The sequence below is a fragment of the Streptomyces sp. NPDC039423 genome (assembly GCF_055598725.1).
The window spans coordinates 1,154,714-1,177,917 of the sequence record NZ_JBVKAH010000001.1 but is presented as its reverse complement, the minus strand read 5'-3'; the positions used below and the strand labels follow the sequence as shown (position 1 = coordinate 1,177,917).

Annotated in this window: 29 protein-coding genes; all 29 read left to right on the top strand. The window is 62.2% G+C overall.

Translation table 11 applies throughout. The features are described 5' to 3' along the window. Positions 1-6: 6 nt before the first annotated feature. The 29 genes from ACZ7LK_RS05330 to ACZ7LK_RS05190 all read left to right on the top strand — a co-directional run bounded on the left by ACZ7LK_RS05330 (position 7) and on the right by ACZ7LK_RS05190 (position 23,081). Positions 7-732, top strand: coding sequence for a hypothetical protein (locus ACZ7LK_RS05330; protein WP_471138500.1), 726 nt, complete (start codon positions 7-9; stop codon positions 730-732). Continuing rightward, positions 732-1,853, top strand: a complete 1,122-nt coding sequence (locus ACZ7LK_RS05325; protein WP_471138498.1) for a hypothetical protein — start codon at positions 732-734, stop codon at positions 1,851-1,853. Before ACZ7LK_RS05330 ends, ACZ7LK_RS05325 begins: the two co-directional genes overlap by 1 nt. Further along, positions 1,853-2,677 carry a hypothetical protein gene (locus ACZ7LK_RS05320; RefSeq protein ID WP_471138496.1) on the top strand — a complete coding sequence of 275 codons (825 nt, stop codon included), beginning with the start codon at positions 1,853-1,855 and terminating at the stop codon, positions 2,675-2,677. Before ACZ7LK_RS05325 ends, ACZ7LK_RS05320 begins: the two co-directional genes overlap by 1 nt. Before the next feature lie 274 nt (positions 2,678-2,951). After that, the gene (locus ACZ7LK_RS05315; protein WP_471138494.1) at positions 2,952-3,197 is read left to right on the top strand and encodes a hypothetical protein; all 246 of its coding nucleotides are present in this window, start codon (positions 2,952-2,954) and stop codon (positions 3,195-3,197) included. A 40-nt stretch (positions 3,198-3,237) separates the two neighbouring features. After that, positions 3,238-5,292 carry a hypothetical protein gene (locus ACZ7LK_RS05310; protein WP_471138492.1) on the top strand — a complete coding sequence of 685 codons (2,055 nt, stop codon included), beginning with the start codon at positions 3,238-3,240 and terminating at the stop codon, positions 5,290-5,292. A gap of 75 nt (positions 5,293-5,367) precedes the next feature. Beyond that, positions 5,368-6,195 (top strand): peptidoglycan-binding protein, encoded by an 828-nt coding sequence (locus tag ACZ7LK_RS05305; RefSeq protein ID WP_471138490.1) that lies wholly within the window; start codon positions 5,368-5,370, stop codon positions 6,193-6,195. A 107-nt stretch (positions 6,196-6,302) separates the two neighbouring features. Beyond that, the gene (locus ACZ7LK_RS05300) at positions 6,303-6,548 is read left to right on the top strand and encodes a hypothetical protein (protein ID WP_471138488.1); all 246 of its coding nucleotides are present in this window, start codon (positions 6,303-6,305) and stop codon (positions 6,546-6,548) included. 53 nt (positions 6,549-6,601) lie between these two features. Further along, positions 6,602-7,150 carry a deoxynucleotide monophosphate kinase family protein gene (locus tag ACZ7LK_RS05295; RefSeq protein WP_471138486.1) on the top strand — a complete coding sequence of 183 codons (549 nt, stop codon included), beginning with the start codon at positions 6,602-6,604 and terminating at the stop codon, positions 7,148-7,150. A gap of 552 nt (positions 7,151-7,702) precedes the next feature. After that, entirely contained in the window at positions 7,703-9,034 is a 1,332-nt protein-coding gene (locus ACZ7LK_RS05290) for a hypothetical protein (protein ID WP_471138484.1), read from the top strand. A gap of 166 nt (positions 9,035-9,200) precedes the next feature. After that, positions 9,201-9,581, top strand: coding sequence for a hypothetical protein (locus tag ACZ7LK_RS05285; protein ID WP_471138482.1), 381 nt, complete (start codon positions 9,201-9,203; stop codon positions 9,579-9,581). Next, a complete protein-coding gene (locus ACZ7LK_RS05280) occupies positions 9,578-9,811 on the top strand; it encodes a hypothetical protein (protein WP_471138480.1) in 234 nt (77 codons plus the stop codon). The genes ACZ7LK_RS05285 and ACZ7LK_RS05280 overlap by 4 nt, the downstream gene beginning before the upstream one ends. Positions 9,812-10,135: 324 nt before the next feature. Further along, complete coding sequence (locus ACZ7LK_RS05275) at positions 10,136-10,960, top strand: hypothetical protein (RefSeq protein WP_471138478.1); 825 nt, start codon at positions 10,136-10,138, stop codon at positions 10,958-10,960. Positions 10,961-11,125: 165 nt separating this feature from the next. After that, positions 11,126-11,830 carry a recombination directionality factor gene (locus ACZ7LK_RS05270; RefSeq protein ID WP_471138477.1) on the top strand — a complete coding sequence of 235 codons (705 nt, stop codon included), beginning with the start codon at positions 11,126-11,128 and terminating at the stop codon, positions 11,828-11,830. Positions 11,831-11,879: 49 nt separating this feature from the next. Then, the gene (locus tag ACZ7LK_RS05265) at positions 11,880-12,197 is read left to right on the top strand and encodes a hypothetical protein (RefSeq protein ID WP_471138475.1); all 318 of its coding nucleotides are present in this window, start codon (positions 11,880-11,882) and stop codon (positions 12,195-12,197) included. A 525-nt stretch (positions 12,198-12,722) separates the two neighbouring features. Further along, positions 12,723-13,256, top strand: a complete 534-nt coding sequence (locus ACZ7LK_RS05260; protein ID WP_471138473.1) for an HNH endonuclease — start codon at positions 12,723-12,725, stop codon at positions 13,254-13,256. Positions 13,257-13,356: 100 nt separating this feature from the next. After that, the gene (locus ACZ7LK_RS05255; RefSeq protein WP_471138471.1) at positions 13,357-15,786 is read left to right on the top strand and encodes a phage/plasmid primase, P4 family; all 2,430 of its coding nucleotides are present in this window, start codon (positions 13,357-13,359) and stop codon (positions 15,784-15,786) included. 68 nt (positions 15,787-15,854) lie between these two features. Then, entirely contained in the window at positions 15,855-17,711 is a 1,857-nt protein-coding gene (locus ACZ7LK_RS05250) for a DNA polymerase (protein ID WP_471138469.1), read from the top strand. A gap of 430 nt (positions 17,712-18,141) precedes the next feature. Beyond that, positions 18,142-18,945 (top strand): sigma factor, encoded by an 804-nt coding sequence (locus tag ACZ7LK_RS05245; protein WP_471138467.1) that lies wholly within the window; start codon positions 18,142-18,144, stop codon positions 18,943-18,945. A gap of 394 nt (positions 18,946-19,339) precedes the next feature. Further along, the gene (locus ACZ7LK_RS05240; protein ID WP_471138465.1) at positions 19,340-19,630 is read left to right on the top strand and encodes an HNH endonuclease; all 291 of its coding nucleotides are present in this window, start codon (positions 19,340-19,342) and stop codon (positions 19,628-19,630) included. Between the two features lie 11 nt (positions 19,631-19,641). Then, the gene (locus tag ACZ7LK_RS05235; RefSeq protein WP_471138463.1) at positions 19,642-19,812 is read left to right on the top strand and encodes a hypothetical protein; all 171 of its coding nucleotides are present in this window, start codon (positions 19,642-19,644) and stop codon (positions 19,810-19,812) included. Further along, positions 19,809-19,937: a hypothetical protein gene (locus ACZ7LK_RS05230; protein ID WP_471138461.1), complete on the top strand. Its 129-nt coding sequence runs from the start codon at positions 19,809-19,811 to the stop codon at positions 19,935-19,937. The genes ACZ7LK_RS05235 and ACZ7LK_RS05230 overlap by 4 nt, the downstream gene beginning before the upstream one ends. Next, positions 19,934-20,284, top strand: coding sequence for a hypothetical protein (locus ACZ7LK_RS05225; RefSeq protein WP_471138459.1), 351 nt, complete (start codon positions 19,934-19,936; stop codon positions 20,282-20,284). The genes ACZ7LK_RS05230 and ACZ7LK_RS05225 overlap by 4 nt, the downstream gene beginning before the upstream one ends. Positions 20,285-20,300: 16 nt before the next feature. Then, the gene (locus tag ACZ7LK_RS05220; protein WP_471138457.1) at positions 20,301-21,053 is read left to right on the top strand and encodes a transglycosylase SLT domain-containing protein; all 753 of its coding nucleotides are present in this window, start codon (positions 20,301-20,303) and stop codon (positions 21,051-21,053) included. 84 nt (positions 21,054-21,137) lie between these two features. Further along, entirely contained in the window at positions 21,138-21,839 is a 702-nt protein-coding gene (gene thyX / locus ACZ7LK_RS05215) for an FAD-dependent thymidylate synthase (RefSeq protein ID WP_471138455.1), read from the top strand. Further along, positions 21,836-22,105, top strand: a complete 270-nt coding sequence (locus tag ACZ7LK_RS05210) for a hypothetical protein (RefSeq protein ID WP_471138453.1) — start codon at positions 21,836-21,838, stop codon at positions 22,103-22,105. The genes thyX and ACZ7LK_RS05210 overlap by 4 nt, the downstream gene beginning before the upstream one ends. Next, positions 22,098-22,346 (top strand): thioredoxin family protein, encoded by a 249-nt coding sequence (locus ACZ7LK_RS05205; RefSeq protein ID WP_471138451.1) that lies wholly within the window; start codon positions 22,098-22,100, stop codon positions 22,344-22,346. Before ACZ7LK_RS05210 ends, ACZ7LK_RS05205 begins: the two co-directional genes overlap by 8 nt. Beyond that, positions 22,343-22,738 carry a deoxycytidylate deaminase gene (locus ACZ7LK_RS05200; RefSeq protein WP_471138449.1) on the top strand — a complete coding sequence of 132 codons (396 nt, stop codon included), beginning with the start codon at positions 22,343-22,345 and terminating at the stop codon, positions 22,736-22,738. Before ACZ7LK_RS05205 ends, ACZ7LK_RS05200 begins: the two co-directional genes overlap by 4 nt. Next, entirely contained in the window at positions 22,735-22,887 is a 153-nt protein-coding gene (locus ACZ7LK_RS05195) for a hypothetical protein (protein WP_471138447.1), read from the top strand. The genes ACZ7LK_RS05200 and ACZ7LK_RS05195 overlap by 4 nt, the downstream gene beginning before the upstream one ends. Beyond that, positions 22,887-23,081, top strand: coding sequence for a hypothetical protein (locus tag ACZ7LK_RS05190; protein ID WP_471138445.1), 195 nt, complete (start codon positions 22,887-22,889; stop codon positions 23,079-23,081). The genes ACZ7LK_RS05195 and ACZ7LK_RS05190 overlap by 1 nt, the downstream gene beginning before the upstream one ends. Positions 23,082-23,204: the final 123 nt, after the last annotated feature.

Below are 23,204 nucleotides of genomic sequence, written 5' to 3'. Positions count from 1 at the left end.
TTCCCCATGCTGCAAGACTGGACGCTTTCCTACGGGCCTATCACGATCGGCGACGCCGAGACCCTGCCCGCTGTGAACTTCACGAACCTTGACGTCATGTCGATGCCCGAGGTTCGCACCAATGACATAACCCTGATTCAGCGGGACGGCTATTGGGCCGGTGACGACTACATGGGCGGCCGAACTGTCGCCCTATCGCTAGAGGTTCAGGGCAAGGACTCTGACGAGTTCAACGAGGCTGTCAACCTTGTCATGCGGGCATTCTCCCCCGGTGTCTCGGGTGAGTCTCCTATGACGTTCAAGATTCCCGGTATTGCCAACGGGCGTGAGGCGTACGTCAATGTCCGTACCCGTCGCCGGTCCGCTCCGCTGGACGCTCGGTTTGGTCGGCTGTACTGCGCGTTTGAAATCGAGCTGTTCGCTACTGACCCGCTCATCTACGCGGCCGAGGAAACCGCCGTAACGATTCGCAACGGTACCCCCTCGGGTCCACTTGCTCGTGTATTGGTAGAGGGATCTCGAACGGCTGACACCACCATTGACTTTACCGGCGTGACCAACCCGCGCATTGAGAACGCGTTCACGGGTGTTGGCACCACGTACACCGGTACCGGCACGTTCAGCACGACCGGCCCCAAGTACATCCCCGGTGAACGCTTCCTGATCCTCAAGGATTCTGGCACGCCCAAGACTGGCACCGCCGTAGTCAAGTGGCGGGATACGTGGGTTTAATGGCTACTTACAAGGTCTTTCTTTACAACGTGCTGACTCAGAACGTGATTACTGAAATCCCGTTCGCGGCACTCTCGTACAGCTACGTCATGGATGAGCCGGGTACGGCAGAGATTGAAATTCCCATGACCGCCCTCAAGACGAACGGCACCCCGCTAACCCCTGACGACGTGTTCCCGGTCCGTACCGGCATCGCGATTCAGCGGGACAGCGAGCTTGTGTGGGGTGGCCTCTTGTGGGCTTACCGCGCTGACCTCGCCAAGCGGACGCTTTCGCTTTCGGCACAGGGTTACCTGAGCTACTACCGGTACCGCCATACGGCAACCGCCGGGGTCAAGTACAAGAACCTTGAACAGACCACGATGATTAAGAATTTCATTGACTCGATTGCCGCCAACGGCATCAAGACTCTGACGTCTGGTCTCGTGGCTACCAACATGGTGCGTACGCGCGCGTGGAACCCCTACGAGTTCAAGAACCTTGCCGAGGTTTTCGCCGATCTCGCCGACGACATCACGTCTAAGGACACGGTTACCGGCATCTACGGTGGCGGGTTCTTTTTCTACCTTGAGCCGTACTGGATCACGACCGGCACCAAGATTGGTAACCGGATTCGGAACACCGCCAACCGGCACCCCTACACCAGCGGGAAGAACCTGCAACAGGGTGTCAACTGCGAGTTTGCCGATATCTCGGTTGACGGTACGGGGCTTGCATCCTCGGCCTTTGCTGTCGGCGCGACGGACGGCACCGCGTCTATCACCCCCTATGCGTCTGACAGCAATACCGCGCTGTCCGCACAGATTCCGCAAGTGAACGTGGTCCTCAATGAGACCGGCACCAAGGAAGCGGTAGCGCTGCAATACAAGGTTCGGTCGGCCCTCGCGTTCGGCAGTAAGCCCGTGATCCTCCCCAAGGCAGACACGTACCCGGATCTGTTTTCGCCCCTCGCGCTACAGCCTGGCATGTCTACCTCGGTCACGTCAGATGACGGGTTCCTGTCGCTCCTCGCCGAGGAGTACGTCATTACCGAGACGGCCGTTTCGGTGGCTACGGATGGCAGCGACCGGCTTTCACTGTCCCTCGTTCAGGCAGACCTATTCAAGGAGACTGAGAACTAATGGCACGTCCGGGCACGACCGAGCCTGACCTAGTCGGCGAACTGCGCAAGATTCAGGGGCGGCTAGACGCGCTTGAGCGCAAGCCTGTCCCCCAGAGCATCTATGACCGGTACCCCTGCACCGAGTTGCAGGCACCCGGCCGACCCGCGTACGCGGGCAACGTATGGAACTCCGTTGGCGTGGCCAACGTGACGGGTCTCAAGTACGACCGCCTTGAATGGAAGGTCATTACTTACAACCTGTTCAAGGGCGAGCTTGAGGGCGAGCTACGCGTAGCCGCTTTCCGCACGTGGGTTGATTCCAACGGCCCGCATCGGCAGATCATTTCGTCTAGTGATGCTCGCCTGATCTCGGGTCAGCCTCGCGCTGATAACGGAGTCGGTCACATTGTGTGCCGTTGGATGCATGGCATCCAGTACGGATGGGACTTTGACGAGCCGGATAACGCCATGTACACGGTTGAGGTTCAGCACCGTACCCACTTGGTCAATCTCCCAGCAACCGACCATTTGCAGATGCTTGGTTTCAGCAAGGGTCAGAAGGACGTTAACCGGGGCTACCGGATTGACACCACGGGCGAGGACTATTGGCACGTCTCGCTCAAGTCCTCGGGTGGCGGGATCAACTCGTATGGCTGGGTGACGCTCCCCGGTCAGAGTCAGGTGGACGAGTACGCCATTTCGAACATGCACTACTGCATTGGTGTCCCGCAGGAGATCGCCCCACAGGCTACCCCTAATGGGTGGTGGGCGTGGTCCAGCGCTGTCAACACCATGACCAAGCTGCGTGATGCCTCGGTGGTCATCAACGAGCCATATTCGTAAGAGGAGTTATGGAAGTTTCCGAGGTTCAGCTAAACGTCAATGAGGGGGTGTGCCGCCCGTCCGCTCGGGTGGTCTCCCCCGTCAACGTCGTGAGCGTCGATATTGCCATTGTTGACGAGACGTCCGGCGGGGTTGCATCTCCCGCTGTCCTCGTTAGCGGTACGGCGAATGATGGAACGTGGCAGTACCCGTACGGCTATGACCTAGGTACCAAGACTGTTCACGCTGAGATCGTCGCGTTCAGCGCTGACGGCGCGCGAGTGGAGGGTAAGGCGTGAACCTCTCCTACCTCTCGGGACTAGAAGTCATTGTTCCCGTCCTCGTGTTTGCGTTTGTCTCACTCCAGAAGTTCAAGACTGGAATGCAGACCACTTGGCGGGAAGAGGCCGAGGCACAGAAGCAGCGAGGAGACCGGCTAGCGGAACAGGTCGCCGAACTCACCAAGGAAGTCAAGGCCCTACGTGCCGAGAATGCGGAGCTACGGCACGCGCTCGGACTCAAGGACAACCCCACCACCTAGTAACGTTACTAGGTGCTCCCCCCCCGAAAGGAGCTAACGCGTGCCGACGTTTGGCCCGTTCAATCTTCCGGCCTCGGTGCCCAAGGTCACGCTACATGCCAAGTACCTTGCGCCGGACGGCCGTCCGCATGGGGGTTGGGTTGAGATCCTGGCCCCGCTTGGTCTGACGTTCCCGAACGCTGACACATTCGTTACCGGCCCCATCGTGCTACCGCTGGACAGCGAGGGCGGGTTTACCGTTGTCCTTCCGGCCACGGACGTTGCCGGACAGAACCCCACTGAGTGGGCGTACCAGATCACCGAGCGGCTTACCGGCGTCAACGACCGGGCCCCGTACATGATCAAGCTCCCTCAGTCCCTCGTGGACCCGTTCCTAGATGAGCTTGCGCCGACCGACCCAACTACCCCAACCTACGTGCCGGTTGAGGGCGGGCAGATTTACACCGGCACCGCTGACCCGATGGCCGGTCTTGGCAAGCATGGGGACATGTACGTCAAGCGTGACATCTCTGCCGCATTCCTCGGTGTCACGGACACGTCCGTCACTTTCTGGCAGAACGTCAACGACGTGTGGCAGGTTCGGACCGGCGAGGTTCGCGGCCATAAGATTTACGTCAACAACACGACCACGTCTAGCGCGACTACGCGTGAGGGTGACCTACTCATCCGTTCCGACACGGGTGATTTCTGGCAGCGTGGCGCTACCTCGTGGGGCACCGCAAAGGGCAATCTCAAGGGCCCCAAGGGAGACAAGGGAGACAAGGGCGATACCGGCGCGACCGGTGCAGCGTCTACGGTTCCCGGTCCTACCGGGCCACAGGGTCCGGCCGGTCCTACTGGTCCCGCTGGTCCTACCGGCCCCCAGGGTCCGAAGGGTGACAAGGGCGACCCCGGCACCGGTTCGGGTACGGTCACGGCCGTTAACACGATCCTGCCGGATGGTGGCGGTAACGTCACGCTGACCGCTGGCAACGTCGGTGCGGTTCCGTCTACGGGCGGTACGTTTACCGGAAAGGTAATCACCAAGGGCGACGGTACCAACAACGTTGCCGAGTGGCAGGATTCAGCCGGTACGGTTCGCACGCGAATTGGCGCTAATGGAAACCTCGTTGCGTCCAATACGGCGTACTTCACCGCTAACATGCAGCTCGGTGCGACCACTCCTGATTTCAGCGGTGGCGGTCTCGGTGTGCTCGGTATCAAGGATGCGGCTACGGTCCCAACGACCAACCCAACGGGTGGCGTTGTCCTCTACTCCGAGAGCGGAACGCCAAAGTTCCGTAAGGCCGACGGAACCGTTATCACGGTTGGTTCGGGTGGCGGTGCCGGTACGGTTACCAGCGTCAATACCAAGACCCCCGACGTAAACGGCGCGGTTACCCTCGTTGCTTCCGATGTGGGCGCGCTTGCCACGACGGCCCGAGCTGCCGCAAACGGTGTTGCCTCGCTGGACGCCACTACGCGTATCCCCGTTGCGCAGATGCCTACGGCCCTTACCAAGAATTCTTGGACGCCGCAGAGTCTCGGGTTCCTGGCGTGGTCTCACGATCCCAACATGGTTTCCAACCCGACGACCCTCAAGGCTGCGACGATTCAGCGGCTCTACCTGTGCGCGGTGAACATCACCGAGTCCACGGTAGTGAACGATGTCTATATCCACTCTCGCGGGTGGGCGGGCAACACCGCTGTTCCGGCTGCACGGTTCATGGCCGGTATCTACAACTCGTCTGGCTCGCGCGTTGCCTACACGGGCGCAACCCCTCTTAGCAACGTGGGCCCCCCGGGGCAGACGGCGGGCACTCCGGCACAGCAGCGAGACAACCACATCGGCCCGGTTGAGTTCCCGCTGACGGCGGCGTACACGATGGCACCCGGCAAGTATTGGCTTGCGTTCCTCATGACTGCCGGTGCGGCTACGGACTTCTACTACTTCCACGTGCAGAACGAGGCACCGGCCAACATGGGCGGTTCGTTCTTCCTGGGAACGCCGTTCGTCCGGAACATGTACTTCTCTGGCCAGACGACGCTACCGGCGACGATCACCCCAGCTAACGGGCTCACAGACCATGACCCTTGCATCATGGCCGTTGCCTGACCACCTAGCAACGTTACTAGGTGCTATGCCCCGCTCGGGACTTCCGGGCGGGGCCCCTCTTTGGAAAGGTTCCCAATGACTGAGGTTTCGCGGCTAATTGCCGTTGCCGACGCCGAGGTTGGCTATCACGAGGGTTTCAGTAACGGTCACTGGAACAACCTACAGAAGTATTCCCCCGCCGTACCGGGCCTTGAGTGGTCGCAGAATCAGGCTTGGTGCCAGACGTTCCAGTCGTGGATTTTCCAGACGGCTGGACTCAAGGCGCTTGCTCCGGTAACTGCCTCTTGCTACACGGCTGTTCAGTGGTTCAAGGACCGAGGCCGTTTCAGCTACTACCCCGCCGTTGGCGCTCAGGTGTTTTTCGGTCCGGGCGGTGGCTCTCACGTCGGCGTGGTCACCTCGTATGACGCTGACTACGTCTACACGGTGGAAGGAAATACGAACGACAACGGTTCGGCCGAGGGTGACGGGGTCTACCGGCGCAAGCGTGCGCGTCGGGATGACTACCTGTACGGCTACGGCTACCCGGCTTATGCCGAGGGTTCCGTTAGCGCTGACCCGAACGCGTCCGCCTTTGGCTACAAGGTCAAGGCGACTGGCAGCGTTGCGGACGTCGGTGGGGCTACGCCCTCGCCCGAGTCGCCCCGTCCTGTTGCTTACGAGCCGTTCCCCGGTGTTCAGTTCTTCAAGAAGAAGCCCCGGAGCGCTGTCGTAACTGCCATGGGCAAGCGGCTAGTTGCTGAGGGTTGCTCGGCCTACTCCGAGGGTCCGGGCCCCAAGTGGACGAACGCCGACCGCGAGTCGTACGCCAAGTGGCAGCGCAAGCGGGGGTTCTACGGGGACGACGCTGACGGTTGGCCCGGTAAGACCACGTGGGATGCGCTCAAGGTCCCCAAGGTTTAGTCACAGACTGTAGTTTCCGCGGGGCTCCCTATGTCCGTTTTTACCCCCTGTGCCCCAGCCGGCGGGGCCCCGCGGTTTTCACCCTGAGTAACTATCGAGAGGTACCCATGAATTTCGTCAAGACCAACCCCGCCCGTGTCTACGCCGTGGTTGTTTCCGCCCTCGCGCTGGTCGCGTTCTACGTCCCCGAGCTACCAACTGAGCTACTGCTAGGTGTCGTTGCCGCGACCCTCGGTCTTGGTGAGGCTGTCCAGCGGACCGAGAACGCCAAGACCGCTACCGCTTTCGCGGCCAACCCGCTTGCGTGCCAGAACTGCCCGGCTTCCGGCTGTGCAGACTGCCCGCTTGCGTAACGCTTAACCGGCGCTCTCTCTGCCACGGAGAACCACCCGAGAGGAGAGAGCACATGCACGACGTAGCACTCATGGGGAAGGCTCGCAGCGGCAAGGACACTGCTGCGGCTTTCCTCGTGGACGTCCACGGGTACAAGCGTCTCGCGTTCGCCGACCCCCTTAAGCACATGGCGGACGAGGTAGACCCGCTGATCCCTACGGCCGTTGGCGTTCACGTGCGGCTCAAGTCGCTTGTCCGGGACGTCGGTTGGGAGTACGCGAAAGACAACTACCCCGAGGTTCGGCGGGTGTTGCAGCACATCGGGCAGACCATCCGTGACCGTGACCCGGACTACTGGGTACGGCTCCTCATGGCTCAGGTGGAGGGTGCCCGAGAGTTCGGCTATCCCGTAGTCGTCTCGGACGTCCGCTACCCCAACGAGGCCGAGGCACTGCGGGCCGCTGGTTTCAAGCTCGTTCGCATCTACCGCCCCGGCAACGAGGGTGCGGGTACGCACGAGAGCGAGACAGCGTTAGACAACTACGTCGGTGACGCTGTGATCCGCAACGACATGACCCCGGCATTCCTCGGGTACCGCGTGACCCGCTACCTCATGCACTAACAGTTAGCCCCCATGGCCCCTCGGCTGTGGGGGCTTTCTGCGTTTGACATGGGCTGTACTATGTGCTTATGCCCAATAACGGACCTAACCCCATCTGCCCCGAGTGCGGGAACCCTGGCACTTTGGCGACTCACGACGCTTGCAGCAAGGCACGGCGAGCGCGACGTGAGCGAGACCGTAAGGCGGCCCTACGCGCTAAGGGGGTGTCCTCGTCCGACCTGAACCGCAAGACTCGCGCGGCCAAGCTCGGAGTGACCCCCGAGGAGTTGACCCGGCTTGCAGCTCTCCCCTGTGACATCTGCGGAAGCCACGACCGAAACAGTGCCTACGGCCCCGCCGGAACTGTCCTTGCCACGCTGTGCCAGAAGTGCACCGGCGGTCTCGGGTGTTTCGGCAACGACCCGGCACGGCTCCGCGCTGCGCTCGCTCTGTTCGAGACCACCTAGCGACGTTACTAGGTGGGTCGTGTTGACAAGCACCCCCGAGGGTCTGCTACTGTTCTTCTTGTGAGGCCGACACGGAGTCGGCCGGAATCAGACAAGGGGTTTGGGAATGGCGCTCAACGAGACTCAGGAAAACATCCTTGCGGACGCCAAGGACGGCGAGGAGCTTGTTTGGGTCCTCGTTGGGGCCGCCAAGACCGAGCACCGTTCGGCGGGCATCCTCGTTGAGGACGGCACCGACTACCTGACCCTCTGCGGCAAGCCGGTTGCGGACCTCTCCGAGGGCGAGGGTGACAAGAAGTGCGCGAACTGCGCCAAGGTTGAGGCTCAGATTGAGGCCGACCCCGAGGTGTGGTGGGCTCAGTTCAACGGCGACTCCGCCAACAACAACGACAACACGAAGGGTGACGACGTGGCCACCGAGAGCAAGACCGCCGAGAAGTCGAACGACGAGATCGCGGCCGAGGTCAAGAAGGATGTCGAAAACATCCTTGACGTGATCTCCACTCTGACCAAGAACGACGGCGAGCAGCTCACCGCCCTTGAGGCACAGGCCACGGCCGAACTCATGAAGGTCGGCGCGAACAAGCGGGCCGGTTTCTCCATGCGCCTCAAGGCCGCCATTGCGGAAGCCAAGACCCGCACCGCGACCACGGCGGTTGCCGTCCGCGAGGCGGTCGAGACGGTCGAGCAGATCAAGGACTACGAGAACGTCATCAGCCACACGGCCGGTGTCGTCGCCGACTCGATCAAGTCCGAGGTTGACGCTCAGGAAGCGGCCAAGAAGGTTGCCAGCGCGATCCTGGACGGCCGACTGAGGGTCACCGACAAGAAGGGTCGCCCGGACCTCAAGGGCACCCGCGACGCGTCCAAGAAGCTGTCCACCCGCATCTACGACGCTGCGGCGGAAAAGCTCATCGCCGAGGAGTACGGTTCGGACGTCGCCGACGTGGACGAGCTGTTGAAGGGGCTCAAGTTCAAGGTCGGTTACCAGATGAGCGCGGTTCTCCCCGAGTTCATCCGCGCGCTGGACAACTCGCCCGAGGAGTTCGCCGAGCTGTTCCCGGGCATGGAGGTTCCGGAGGGTCAGAAGCCGTCTGACGTCGTGTTCGCCGAGTACAGCATCAACCCCAAGTCCAAGGCCGAGCTTGCCGCCGAGAAGCGCCGCGCCAAGAAGGAGCTTGAGAACAAGGTCGAGGCAGGCGAGATCACCAAGGAAGACGCCGAGGCCGAGGCCGAGAAGCTGGACAGCGAGGGCAGCACCACCCGCGCCGAGAAGTCGCAGTTCGAAAAGGACTCGGCCAAGCTGGACAAGCTCCCCAAGGAACTCGCCGAGATCGTCGGCCGGAAGGATGAGCGCTCCCCGGACGAGGCCAAGGCCATCCGCGACAAGATCAACGCCACGATCACCGCGCTGACCGAGGCCCTTACCAAGCTCTGACCCGCACCATTCCCCAAGGGGCCCCGCTCGGACCATCGGGCGGGGCCCCGCCCCTTAGACGCACAGGATGAGAGTAGGGATCATGTCGGCTAGCTGGAACAGTGTTTTCACCCCCGAGGGTCTGCGCCGAGTGTGGGAGGCAGAGAAAAGCCCCACCATCGCAAACATGATCCTCAACGAGGACACGGACGGCACACCGGACTACAACGTCACCCCCGAGGGGTTCCAGCGGATCAGCGACGAACTGAACAACCTTGCTGACCTCATGGTCACGCGGGACGACGAACTGACACAGGGGCTCGCGTACTCGGCATGGTTCACCCTGGCTACCCTCGTACGGCAGATCACCGAATCTCGGGAAATGCTTGCCAGCGAGGAAGGCAAGAGCGCGCCCGGTGCCATCCGACAGAGCCTCACGAACGCGACGGCTCACCAAGAGGGGCAGTACGCGCATTACGTCCGTCTGTTCGCCAAGCTCCCCGAGGCCATGCGCCCGGACATGCGGGACCGCCGTCTGATCCTTCCGCCCAAGGACGATGACCAGTGAGCGAGCAAGGACCCGAGGTCATCGGGCGCGAGATCCTGCGAGCCGAGGCAGCGCTAGAGCGGGACGCCGACAAGTTGGGCAAGACCACCCGGTCTCAGCAGACGCACCGGATCGAAACGCTCAGGTGGGCCCTACACGCCGCGCTGACCGGGGATGCGACCCGGAAGCCGGGCACGGAAGTTGAGGAGTTCCTAGGGGCCCTCAAGGCCCGGGAAGAGGGTACGTCGTGAGCTACTGCCTGAACTGCAAGAACGAACACCCCGAGGAGACCACCGAGGAGCACGTACCCCCGTGCTCGCGCTGCGACTCTGACGGACATTCCACCTGTCAGCACTGACCGCCCGGCAACCGGCCCCGGTTCCCTCCCACAGCGGAGAGGATCGGGGCTTTTTCATGTCCAAGTGTTGAGTGTCGATTCTCTACACAAAAATAGGTCATCTCCTGAGAACCCAAGGGCCAAGCCAAAAACGTTCCGACGATCAGCACTCAACACACGCTTAACCCACGCCCTCTCTGAGCGCTGTAAGACACAGCAACTCTGAGAGGGTGCCCACATGGCCGCTAAGGTCTCCACTGTTCAGCGCGGGGGTTCCCGCTTCTACGTCAACGCCGATACTCAGGAAAAGGTACCGGGCGTTACGTCCGTGGTCGGAATGCTGCCTAAGCCGTTCCTGACCCGCTGGTCTGCCAACATGGCGGCCGATCTTGCCCTTGACTCGCTGGACTACGTAAAGGCCATGGCCGAGCGGGACCGCGAGGGGGCACGCAAGTACATTGCCGGTGCCTCGTACCGGTACACCAAGAGCCGCGCCGAGATCGGCTCTAAGGCGCATGACCTCTTTGAGCGCATGATTCGCGGGCAGTACATCCCGACCCGCGTACACCCGGACCTTGAGCCGTACCGGGCCAACTTCGCCGAGTTCCTAGACGTCGTTAAGCCGGAACTGATCCGCGCGGAAGATGTGGCGTGGTCGGACACGCACAAGTACGCCGGTAGCTTTGACGCTCTGCTGCGCGTTAAGGACGAGGACGGCACCGCTGTAACGGTTATCGCCGACTGGAAGACGTCCAAGGCCACTTACCCGGATGTCGCCCTACAGATGGCCGCATACGGGTTCGCCGACAAGCTCATTGACCCCGAGGGTAACGAGGCTCCGATGCCTCACATTGACGCTGCGGCGGTTCTCCACATCACCCCCGAACAGTGGTCGTTCAAGCCGGTGCGCTTTGATGAGGAAGTCTTTTCGCACTTCCTCACGCTGCGGAAGACGTTCGACTGGGACCGCGAGGTTTCCAAGTCTGTGATTGGTAAGCCGTTCGCCACGGGCGGCCCCAAGGGTTATGGCGCTCTTGTGACTGGCACTCAGCGCCGTGCGTGATAAGCGCGCTTAACCCACACGCTCTCTGGTATGTAGAGAGGGAAGGGCGGCCGGAACGGTCAGCGAGGATCACCACCTAGTAACGTTGCTAGGTGGTACGGGACATGACCGCATCCCTGCCCTTCCCTCTTGTCACTAAAGACTCACAGACAAGAGGTAGAACGTATGGCGCTCCGCATTTTCGAGACCGACCCGGCCGCTAAGCCCAAGCCCCGTCAGTTTGCCGATGACGTCGTTGGTCGATTCCGTTCGGGGCGTCTGGTCGGTAACCGGCCCGAGTCCCTGGCGACTTGGCGTGTCACGACTGGTGATCCGACCGTTGCCGATGCGGTGACTAAGCTCATGGGCGGTACCGCGAACGAGTGGGAGACCACGGGCGAGGACTTCAACGAGGTCATCACCGACACGGACAAGGTTCTTGTCGTCATCGACGGACCGGCGGCCCTCAAGTCGGACATGCGTCTGTACGGCCGTCAGGGTCTCATTCACCACTGTGACGGTGTCCAGTCCCTCATGGACGAGGACAGGGGCGAGCCGTGCGGTTGCCCGCCTCTCATGGACGACCGTAAGGCAATGGCCAAGTCTGGCCGTGGTCCGTCCCCTTACACCTTCCTGACGTTCCGTCTGGCCGAGGACTACGACCTTGGCAAGTTCCGTTTCCAGTCCACTGCGTGGAAGCTCGCCGAGGTTCTGCACGAGACGGAATCTGACCTTGCCATGCACAAGGGCGAGGTTCTGGCCGAACTGTCCCTTGAGCTTGTCGAGTTCACCACTAAGGCGGGTCGGGACGTTTCCTACCGTAAGCCGGTGATCAAGGTTCTCAAGACGTGGGCGTCGGCTGTGGCCGATGACGCGGACACCGACTACTAAGCCACTCCCCCAAGTCACAAACCCCTTTCACAAACAGGAGAGAAAACCCATGGCGTTCTACCTTGTCACCGACGGCCGCAAGAACCAGTTCGGCGAGGGTGACTCTTACGTTGTCCGCGCGTCCGGTACTCGGCAGGCTGCCAAGCTCGCTCCGCTGGTCAACCGGAAGGATGCCGAGGTTGTCAAGCTGGACGACGGCCGCGACGTTCCGAACGGCGTGATCCTGGCGTCTCTCGTTGACACCCTTGAGGACCCGTACGCCGAGGTTCTGCCGGACGCGCCCGAGATCATCGAGACCGAGATCACCGAGACCGTAGAGGTTTCCCCGGCCGTGGTCGTGGACGCTCCCCGTTACTCGGTGATCTGACATGGGCAAGCGTGGAGTTGTCACCGACTATGCCGGTGAGGAGCTTTACGCGGGTGACCTCGTGACCTACTCGGCTCGACAGGGTAACCGTGTCCGCATGACGGATGCGGTTATCTCCGAGGTCACGGCCCGTGTTGAGGGTGGCAGGCTTCGCCCGATGCTCAAGGTTCACCCGACCGGTATGGAGTCGGGTTTCACTCGCCGCCGCAGCTATCGCCCCGTGTGGGTTTCGGCTGAACACGTGCGGCTCATCCTCCCCGCTACGGAAGACGAGTAACGAGGAGTTGCCCCGGATCATGGCTTAACGGCTGTGGTCCGGGGCTTTTTGCGTTTCACCACCTAGCAACGTTACTAGGTGGGTACCCGAAAGGTGAAGCATGGAACGACGTATGACCGCTGACGCTGCCCCGGCCCTCGGGGATATCCGCGCAATGAGTGCGGGTGACACGGTGTGGCTCTCCCCCGGTGTTGATCAGCGGAACGATTGGGGCCGATACCTTGACGCGCTCGCTTCCGCTGTGACCCGTGGTGCCGAGGTCAGGTGGGTTCGATGATCGGTCTTTCCACGATTGTGGTTGCCTCTCTCCTCGCATTCAATGCGGGGTTTTTCTTTGGTGCAGCGTGGGCGGGTGGTCGCCGGTGAAGACGTGCCGACTATGCGGGCGGGATAAGCCCGCTTCACAGTTTCTCGCCGGTAAGGCTAAGCGTCCGTCATCGACCTGCGGGACGTGCCGAGGCAAGCTAGCCGCTCAGCACCGCCGGAAGTATTACGCGGGTCTCAGCACGGACAAGCGCAACACCCTGACTCACAAGCGCCGTGCCGAGGCGTACGGGGTGGAACACGAGGAGTACAGCCGTACGGCCATCCTCGCTCGCTGGGGCAACAAGTGCGCGTACTGCGGGAACCGCGCCGAGCATCTAGACCATGTGGTCCCGCTGTCCAAGGGTGGGACGGATACGGAATCCAACATCGTGCCCGCGTGCGCCCCGTGCAATCTGAGCAAGGGGGCTAAGACACTGGCCGAGTGGTCCGAGTCTTTCGACGTGCCCCCCTTCTGACCTGCGGTTTGTCACCCTCCGTCGCCGCCGGCCTCACGGAGGGTGACTTTCCGTGTGCGCTTAACCCACACACTCACTGGTCAGTGAAGGAAGGAAATACATGGAATTTCGTAAGGTGCTCGATCACTTCACTGACGTTTCGGAACATCAGGACGGGGGCTACCTCGCGCTCTGTCCGGCACACAACGACTCGCGCCCCTCGCTGCGTATCTGGCGGGGCGACGACAACAAGGTACGGGTGACGTGCCGTGTCGGCTGCAAGTTTCCTGAGATCGTCTCGGCCGCTGGTCTGCGACAGGTGGACATGTTCGACGCTACCGGCGAGGGCAACACCGTAGCCAAGGAACCCCCGGCCGTTGTCGGCGTGGGCCACACTGCGGCGCTCGCCATGTACGTTGACCGGACTACGGAAATGCTGCACGCGCCGAACAGTCAGGTAGGAATCAGCGCGATCAAGTACGCCGCTGAGCGGTTCGGCCTTGACGCTGATTCGATGCGGGATCTTGAGCTTGGGGCGGACGACGGTATGTCGGTTCCCAACTTCGCTTATCGCTCGCGTGCGTTCACTCGCTTTCCCCGCCTCACGGTTCCGTTCAAGGACTTTGACGGAATGGTGCGGGGGCTACAGGGTCGGGACCTCTCCGGCACTTGCCCGGGTCGGTGGGTTGGTCTGAGCAACCCTGACGGCTACCGCTGGGGGCTCTACGGGGTCTTTCGCGGGTCGGGTGGGTACGGGGCAACCATCGTCACCGAGGGGCCGTCAGACGCGCTCACAGCGGTTGCGCTTGGCTATGACGTGGTCATGGTCCGGGGTGCCTCGCTCGCTGGTTCTCCTGAGCTTGTGCGAGACCTCGCGTTCGGTCTGCGCGGTACTCAAGTCATCGTGGCCGGTGACAATGACTCGGCAGGGAACACGTTCACGGAACGTCTCTCCGCTGGTCTCGGTGACCACGGCATACAGGTGTACGCGCTCGCCATTCCGCGCGAGGGCGACGACCTGAACGCGTGGCGTATGCGTGACCCGCTGTCGTTCCCGTCGGAATTCCATCGGGCCGTACAGTCGGCACGTCTCCCCCAAGCTGCGGCTATGGCCAAGGCATCGGCGGAGATCACCACTCGTACCGGCGCTGAGTCTGTGAGTTCGGACGAGGGCACCGAGGCAGCGCGCATCATCGCTGGCTTGCTCAAGAAGTACGACAAGTCAGACGCGATGAACGCACATGCCTTGGTTGCGTGGACCAACGGCCGGATCAAGTACGCGCCCGGCCTCGGGTTCCACGTGTGGGACGGACGGGTGTGGGTTCAGTCGGCCACCCTCGTACGGCAGGAGATCCACCGCATGGGGGCGGCGCTGGTTCTCTCGGGGCACACCCAAGAGGCCCGAGGGTTCACCATGACGACGAACATTGACAACCTGACCAAGGAACTCAAGTCGGTGCCCAACGTGCATGTTGAGCCTGACGCGTTCGACGCTCGCCCGGACCTTCTGAGCTTTGCCAACGGGGTTGTTGATCTGCGTACCGGCGCGATGCGTCCGCACGACATGCGCGACATGCTGACTACCTCTCTCCCGCTGGACTACGACCCGCACGCCAAGTGCCCTAGGTGGGAGGAGTTCATACGCGAGATCATGCCCAACATGCCAGACATGCCGGGGTACTTGCAGCGGCTCACCGGCTACGGCATCACGGGCCACACGTCCGAACAGTGCTTTGCCGTTCTCTGGGGCAAGGGTGCCAACGGTAAGAGCGTGTACGCCGAGACGCTGTCCAGCATCTTTGGCGCGATCACCAAGACAACGCCGTTCGCCACGTTCGAGAGCAAGGGCGGAAGCGGCGGTATCCCCAACGACATTGCAGCGCTGAGGGGTTCGCGTCTGGTCATGGCGTCTGAGGGTGAGTCCGGTAAGCCCATGTCCGAGGCGGTGTTGAAGCGGCTCACCGGTAAGGATCGGGTCACCGCGCGGTTCCTGAACAAGGAGTTCTTTACCTACGCGCCTACGTTCCTGATCATGCTTGCCACGAACCACAAGCCCTCTTTCCGTTCGCAGGACGAGGGTCTGTGGCGACGCGTCAAGCTCCTGCCGTTCAAGCGGTATTTCGCTCCCCATGAGCGGGACTACGACCTTGACCGAAAGCTGATGGCCGAGTCTGCGGGCATCATCGCTTGGGCCGTCCGTGGTGCTGTGGAGTGGTACCGGGGTGGGCTGCAAGACCCGGACGTTGTCCGTAACGCAACGCGTGAGTACCGAGAGACCTCGGACACCCTTGCCGGATTCTTCCCCGATGTGCTGCGCCCGACCGGCGGACTTGAGCGCATCGACGGGACCGAGGTCTACAACGCTTACCGCGATTGGTGCGAGGCCGAGGGGTTGCAGTCCAAGGAAGTTTGGTCGCGCACGATGCTGTACCGGGCCCTTGAGGAACGGGGTATCCAGCGCGTACGGACGTCCCGAGGGCAAGCGCTCATCGGCGTGACGTTGACGGACAAGCTGACCGCACCCGAGGGCCCCGGCATCTTCGCCAAGTAGCCCCATCCATCCGAGGGACCACCTAGTAACGTTGCTAGGTGGTCCCTCCCTTGTAAGGAGGAGAGACCTTGCAGGTTTACAAACACAAGGTTGCGGGCGACGTGGTAACCGTGCGCGTCCCCGAGACCCCGGCGGACCTTGACGACTTCCGCGCATGGATGCTGTGGGCCCACGCTCGGGGAGCTATCGCGCTGGACACTGAGACGACCGGTCTCGATATCTACTCGGATACGTTCCGTCTGCGCACGGTGCAGTTTGGCGACGCGTTCACGGGGTGGGTTATCCACTGGGAACGGGGCGGCCCGTTCATTGAGATGGTTCTCTGGGCACTGCGCACGCTGCGGCCCCGCGTGCTCATCCACAACGCCCCTTATGACTGGCTCGTGTTGGACAAGCGGGCGGGCATCCCGTTGGAAGAACTCGCACCGCTGACCCGTGATACGAAGATCATGGCTACGCTCATCGACCCGCGACAGCCGCAAGAGGGCGGGCAGGGTACGGCCCTTAAGCCGTTGTCTGCGCTGTACGTGGACCCGTCCTCGCCGGACACTCAGGGGGACCTTACGCAGGTGTTCCGCTCCCTCGGTCTGACCAAGGCCACGGGGTGGGCAGGTATCCCGCTGGAACACCCAACCTACAACTTGTACGCGGGACTTGACGTGATCCTCACGTCTCGGCTGTACCCGTACCTCAAGGCTGACCTTGACCGGCTTGAGGTTCGGGAAATGCTCCTTGACTACGAACACGAGATAGCCCGTATCTGCGCGACCATGCAGCGCACGGGGATGGTTCTGGACAAGGGCTACACCAAGAGGCTTGACGCCCAACTGCGCCACGAGGCCGAGACGTTCGCGGCCAAGGCTCGCCGGTACGGGGTCGAGAACGTCAACTCAAACGCTCAGATTGTGGAAGCGTTGACCGCCATGGGCGAGACGCTGACCGAGCGTACGGCGTCCGGCAACACCAAGGTAGATAAGTCTGTCTTGCTCGCCCTCGCTGACCTTGACTTGCACTCGTGGGAACCCCTCGGGACTCGTCACGCAAACCCCTTGGCTGACGCGGTAGTTCGTGCAAAGCGTGCGGGTAAGTGGCGGTCGGCGTACGTGGACACGTTCCTTGAGACCGTGGACGCTGACGGACGCGTGCACCCGATGATAAATACGCTCATGGCACGGACGGGCCGCATGTCGATTACGCGCCCCGCACTGCAAACGCTTCCGTCCTCGGATCAGATGGTTCGCCGTGCACTCCTCGCCGAGGAGGGTCACGTCATGTTGTCCTGTGACTTTGACGCCGTAGAGATGCGCGTACTTGCCGCACTCGCTGACGTTAAGCGCATGAAAGAAGCGATCAACGCCGGACAGGACTTGCACGACTTTACGGCGTCCCTGGTTTATGGACCGGGATTCACCAAGAAGCATCGCAAGATTTGTAAGGGCGTCGGTTTCGGAAAGGTATATGGGGGCGGCGCTGCCACCATTAGCAGGCAGACCGGTGCGGGTCTCGCCGAGGTTCAGGGGGCGATTGCCACCTATGACCGGGTGTACCCGGAGATCAAGCGGTTCGGTGCGCGACACCAGCGGCTAGCCCGTGAGAACCGCATGGTGACTGTGACGCTGACCGGGCGACGTCTTCCGCTGGACCGGGAGCGCGCATACGCCGTGACCAATTACCAGGTTCAGAGCGCTGCGCGTGACGTTCTCGGACAGGCATTGATCAACATGGACGAAAACGGACTTCTGCCCTACCTCCGTTTGCCGATCCACGATGAGGTTCTGTGCAGTGTTCCCGCCCGTGAGGCTGACGAGTACGCCCGTGAGGTGGAACGTTGCATGACTATGACCCTCGGTGGTGTGCCCATCACAGCCGGTGCTGAGACCAAGGGACTACGTTCTTGGGGCTCTCTGTACGGGGCCGACTACTGACCGTTCCCAAGGGGGACCACCTAGCGACGTTACTAGGTGGTCCCTCATTTTTTTACCTACGACTTTCGGCCACGAGACCAAACGTGATCATTCCGGACATGATCATGTGAAGGCTAAAAACCCCGCGTCTGCAACTTGCGGATCACAGGCCGACCCCCCGTCTCCCCCTTTGATTCGATCTCTGACGCCCCCTCAAGCCTCCGGATGATCACGGTAAGCCCGTTGCATATGCCAGTGGCCTCGTGATGAGTTGTGGGGGCAACGACGAACGGCAAGCGCAGCCCCGTCTAGCACCACCCGGACGGGGCCTACTTGTGCCCTCGTACCCAATGTGTCTCAGGTCACATGGGAAAGCTGCGCGCTCCGCCCCTCCGGGCTTAACCCACACCCTCTCTGGACTCCAGAGAGACGGAAAACCGGAGGAAAACAAATGGACGCGCTCAGCTTCGAGACCATCACCGCCGCACAGGGCAACGACATTGCCGCTACGGCCGAGATCATCACCGCAATGGAAAAGCGAATTGCGAACATCGCATTCAAGATGGGCGCGAGCGCTGACCAGCGGGACGAGTTCACCCAGGTTGGCCGAATAGCGGTTTGGGAAGGGCTCGCCCGTTTCAACGGTGAAGACGTGGACTCGTTCTACGCATTCATGCACCGCACCATTGACGGCAAGATCCGAGACGCTGCCCATGATGAGCGGGTGGCCGGTGCTACCGGTGCCGACCACGAGGCCGCCAAGGTCTTTGCTGCGATGCTCAAGGAATCCAACGGGGATCTTGACGTCGCTGAGCGTCTTTGCTGCACGCTTCCGCCCAAGGGTCGCCGCCTCTCCCCCGAGCGCGCATACGCCGCCCGTACGGCGTGGGAAGGTGCCGTTTCGCTCGACATGCCGACTGGCGACGAGGACGGTTTCAGCCTCGCCGACACGCTTGCCACTGACTACGGCGTGCCGGATGACCTTGTTGAGTCTGGCGACATTGCGCGGGGCGACCGTGACCGGAAGATCAAGACGGTGCGCGCTGTGATCGACAGCATGGGGGCCAAGCAAGCTCACGTTCTCAAGGCCACGTACGGCATTGACCCGGTTGCCTGCCTCGGTACCGGCGCGGAAGCGGACGCCGAGCTTGCGGCCGAACTGGACATGCAGCCCAAGGCAGTGAAGACGGTTCGCCGTCAGGCTCACCTGAGCTTTGAGAACCGATACCGCAAGGTCACGGGGATGAGCGCGTGAAGTTCTGCAAGGGCTGTCAGCGTCAGTTGCCGCAGACAGAGTTTTGGGCCCGTTCGTACTCGACGGATGGGCTTCAAACCCGCTGCAAGGAGTGCCAGCGTCCCGGATACGCCGAGAGGTACAAGGCTGCGGAACGGCTCCGTACGGCCGCCTACGGGCGAGCATGGCGGACCGCCAACGCTGACCACGTCTCGGAGTACCGGGGCCGCACACGATCCCTTGCAGCCGTACGACAAGCCGCTTACCGGTACCGGGTGCGGGTGGCCCGACACCTTGAGGAAACCGAGGCGGTATACGCGCTGTGGCACAACCTGAACGGAACCGGCGAACGCGCCGCACCTATCGACGCTCGCGCGCTGGTCACGCACTGGGAAGCCGTCAGCGTGGCGAACACATGCGGGAACGGATGCGGCCGAGGATGGCGCGCAATCGTGCACTCAACACCGCTCTACGAGGGCGGGGAACACACGATCGCGAATCTCCGCCCGGTGTGCGGCAAGAAGACGTGTTCCCCCGCTGGTCTGGTCTCTGCTGCTACTGCGACCGACCGGCCGAACACCTAGACCACGTAACCCCGATAAGCAAGGGCGGGGGCGACACGCTAGACAACGTCGTCCCCGCTTGCGCCCCATGCAACTTGGACAAGGCAGCGCGATCACTCGCCGAGTGGGCCGCGACATTCTGAGGAGAGACGGAATGCAAACCATCATGACCCCCGACAACGGGACCATCACCGCTACGCGCACGCTGACCGGCATTGACCTTGAGGTGAAGAACCCCGAGGGCGAGACCATCGCAACCGTGATCCTCTCCGAGCGGGAAGCATGGGCCCACTTCAAGACGCTTGGCGAGGAGCTGCACGCGTGAACGGCAAGAAGCACATCCCCAGCCTTGACGGGTACGACGCGGGCGAGGCCCCGACGCTTTCCGTGTGGGACGAGTGGGACCGCGAGGAACTGACCTACGACGACACCGAGGACGACGAACTGTGAACACCGAGACCAAGCGTTTTGCTGACGCTCACGACTCCTCGGACGCGCTGTTTGTGCGCATGGACGAGGACGGCGAACTTGAGGTGACCATTGCCTACGGTGACAAGTCGTCCATCCGTACCGTGTTCCTGACCGCCGAGCGAATCGCCGAGCTTGCCGCGTACGTGAACGAGCTTGTACCGGCCGAGGCCGAGGGCCCGCAGACGCACACCGAGTTTCACGCCGAGCGTGCCGACGCATGGGTTACGGCCCGTGGACTGATCAGCGCTAACGGTCTCGCGTTCGATGCGACGGTTGAGGATCACCTAGAGCTTGCAAAGTTCCTGGCGGGTGACGACATTGCGTGACCGTTTCGCGGTAGGGATGACCGCCGCCGCTATGGCCTCGCTCCTCGCTGCGGGTGCGACTGGCATAACCAACGCTCTGAGTGACCCCGAGGAGACAGGGGAGATGCCCGTCATTCGCCCTGTGACGTCCTCGGAACCGCCCGAGGTACCCGAACCCCAGCCGACCCCCGACAGGGGCGCAGAGAAGCGCGCAGCGGTCGCCGAGCGGTACAAGGTCCGTGCCGGTGACTCGCTGTCCAGCATCGCCGAGGAGCGGCTAGGCGACGCCGACAAGTGGCCGAACCTGTGGGGAGCAAACGTTGACGCTGTCGGCAAAGACCCGGACCTACTCCGCCCCGGTACCGAGCTTGAGATACGCGAGGGCGAGGCTCCGCAGATCAAGCCGAGCGAGGGCAACGGCAAGCATCGTGCCCCCTACTCCCCCACGGCCGAGGCACCCCGACAGTACGCCGACAACCTAGACGGCTGGATTCGTGAGGCGCTGTCCGTGATGCGCGCCAAGGGCATTCCCGGTTCGTACAACGGCATTCACCGCAACATCATGCGGGAGTCTGGCGGCAACCCTCGCGCGGTGAACAACTGGGATTCCAACGCTGCGGCGGGCACCCCGAGTAAGGGCCTCTTGCAGACGATTGACCCGACGTTCCGCGCGTACCACGTTGCCGGTACGTCGTGGGATGTGTTCGACCCCGTCGCCAACATTGCAGCCGCTTGCAACTACGCAGCGTCTCGGTATGGGTCCATCGACAACGTCAATGGCGCGTACTGACCCAAGATCACCCGCTAGAAGCACAACCATGGGGACCACCTAGCAACGTTACTAGGTGGTCCCCCTGCATGAGGAGACACGATCATGAACGTTGACGTCATTGCCGCTACCGAGATGAGTGATCTTGCGCTGTGGAACGCGTACGGATACGACGTCTGGCCGGAAGACGAGCAGACCCGTAGCCGAGACGGTGACGCCCTCGCCGAAGCTGCGGGCCGCATCTGCTACAAGTCGTTCAACCGGCCGAACCCCAAGACCGCGCGGAACGGTGACTACCTCCGCAACATCATTGATCAGGGTCATTACTCGGTCATGGAACACGCATCCGTGACGTTCCTGGTTCGGGGTGTCTCGCGTGCGCTCCTCGCCGAGCTGTCCCGGCATCGTCACCTGTCGTTCTCGGTCGTGTCTCAGCGGTACGTGAACTATGCCGACACTAAGCCGGTCATTCCTCCGGCCCTCGCTCAGGATCACGTGGGCGATTGGGAGATTCACAACGCGTATCACCAAGCGCTTGAAGCGTACGAGTCCCTTGTAACTCACCTCGTGGGCAAGGGGCTTAAGCGCAAGGCAGCGCGAGAGGCTGCACGTTGTGTGCTGCCGAATGCTGCACCGGTGGACATGGTCGTTACCGGCAACCTGCGGGCATGGCGTGACGTCCTCGGGAAGCGTTGGCACGTCGCCGCTGACGCTGAGATTCAGGAGTTCGCGGGCAAGGTGCTGACGCAGCTTCGCAACTACGCCCCCAACTGTGTTCAGGACATCCCCGAGGAGCCTTACAAGTGAGACGCGTAACCATCGTCACCGCGCTTACCGCGCTGTTCGTTCTGACCGGCTGTTCCGTTGACGACGACGACACCGACTGTGACCGGATCGGCACGGTTGCGGCGGTTGCTCCTCGTCCGGCACCGGCCCCCGCTCCTCGTCCGCCGAGCATGAACAAGCCGGTTACCCCTCCCAAGTTCAACGCTCCGCCGAGCAAGCCGGAAACCACTCCCCCGGCCGCACGTACCCCGCTGATCGTCTGCCACGAGGACAACGACAATGACTAAGACCCTGGTGTTCTTCGGTGCCTCTTGGTGCCGCCCCTGTAAAGCCACGTACCCGATCGCTGAGCGCGTGGCGGTTGAGCTTGACGTGCCGTTTGAGTACGTCGATGTGGAGTACGGCGACAGTCGCGCGAACAACGTAACTGCCGTGCCCACGCTGCGCGTTTACGGCGAGTACGAGGAGCCGATAGCGGAGCACCGAGGCGGCGCGACCGAGGCGCAGATTAGGGGGCTCCTCGCTTGAGTCGTCCCGATTGGGACACGTACTACCTTGCGGGTGCAGCTTGGGCGGCTAGCCGTGCCGACTGCACCCGCGCTCAGGTAGGCGCTGTCCTCGTGTCTCGTGACCACCGTGTGAGCATCGGTTACAACGGTCTCCCGTCCGGCATCCCCGGTTGCGCGTCCGCCGGTAACTGCCCGCGTGGTCGCCTGAGTTCGGCCGACTGTGCGCCGGACAGCAACTATGCCAACTGCGCCGCGAACCATGCGGAGTACAACGCGATCACGCGCGCTCGCCCCGAGGATCTGCCGGGGTCCACGCTGTACGTGACTCGCCGTCCTTGCCCGCAGTGCCTCACGCTGATTCGCGCGGCGGGTATTGCGCGGGTCGTCACACCTGCTACAGTTCTCGCATGACAAACATTCCGGTCAGGGTCGAACTGACCACGGGCGAGGTTGAAGAGTTCACGGTCATGGCGCACACCGTGTGGGGTGCAATGGCCATCGGACGGGAGCGGTTCGCGGGTGTCAAGCTCCGCGAGATCAGCGCAAAGGGGCCGAAGTAATGCGGAACGTGTGGCGGGTTCTCTTCCCGGACAACGACGGCGGTACGTGGGTCACCGAGGTTGACGCCCATGAACTGACCGGAGAGACCACGGTCAAGCATCAGGTTTGGCTCAAGCTCTGCCGAGACGGGGCGGACGTCGAGCCGGACACCGGAACGGCGGAGATCATCGGACAGCTTCCCGACGAGAAGTGAGAGGGGCCCCGGGAAACCGGGGCCTTTCCCGTTGGACCACCTAGCAACGTTACTAGGTGGTGTGGTACGTTTCTCTTGCACCGAACGGAACACGCCGACGGTGGGACACAGGAGAGAACACAT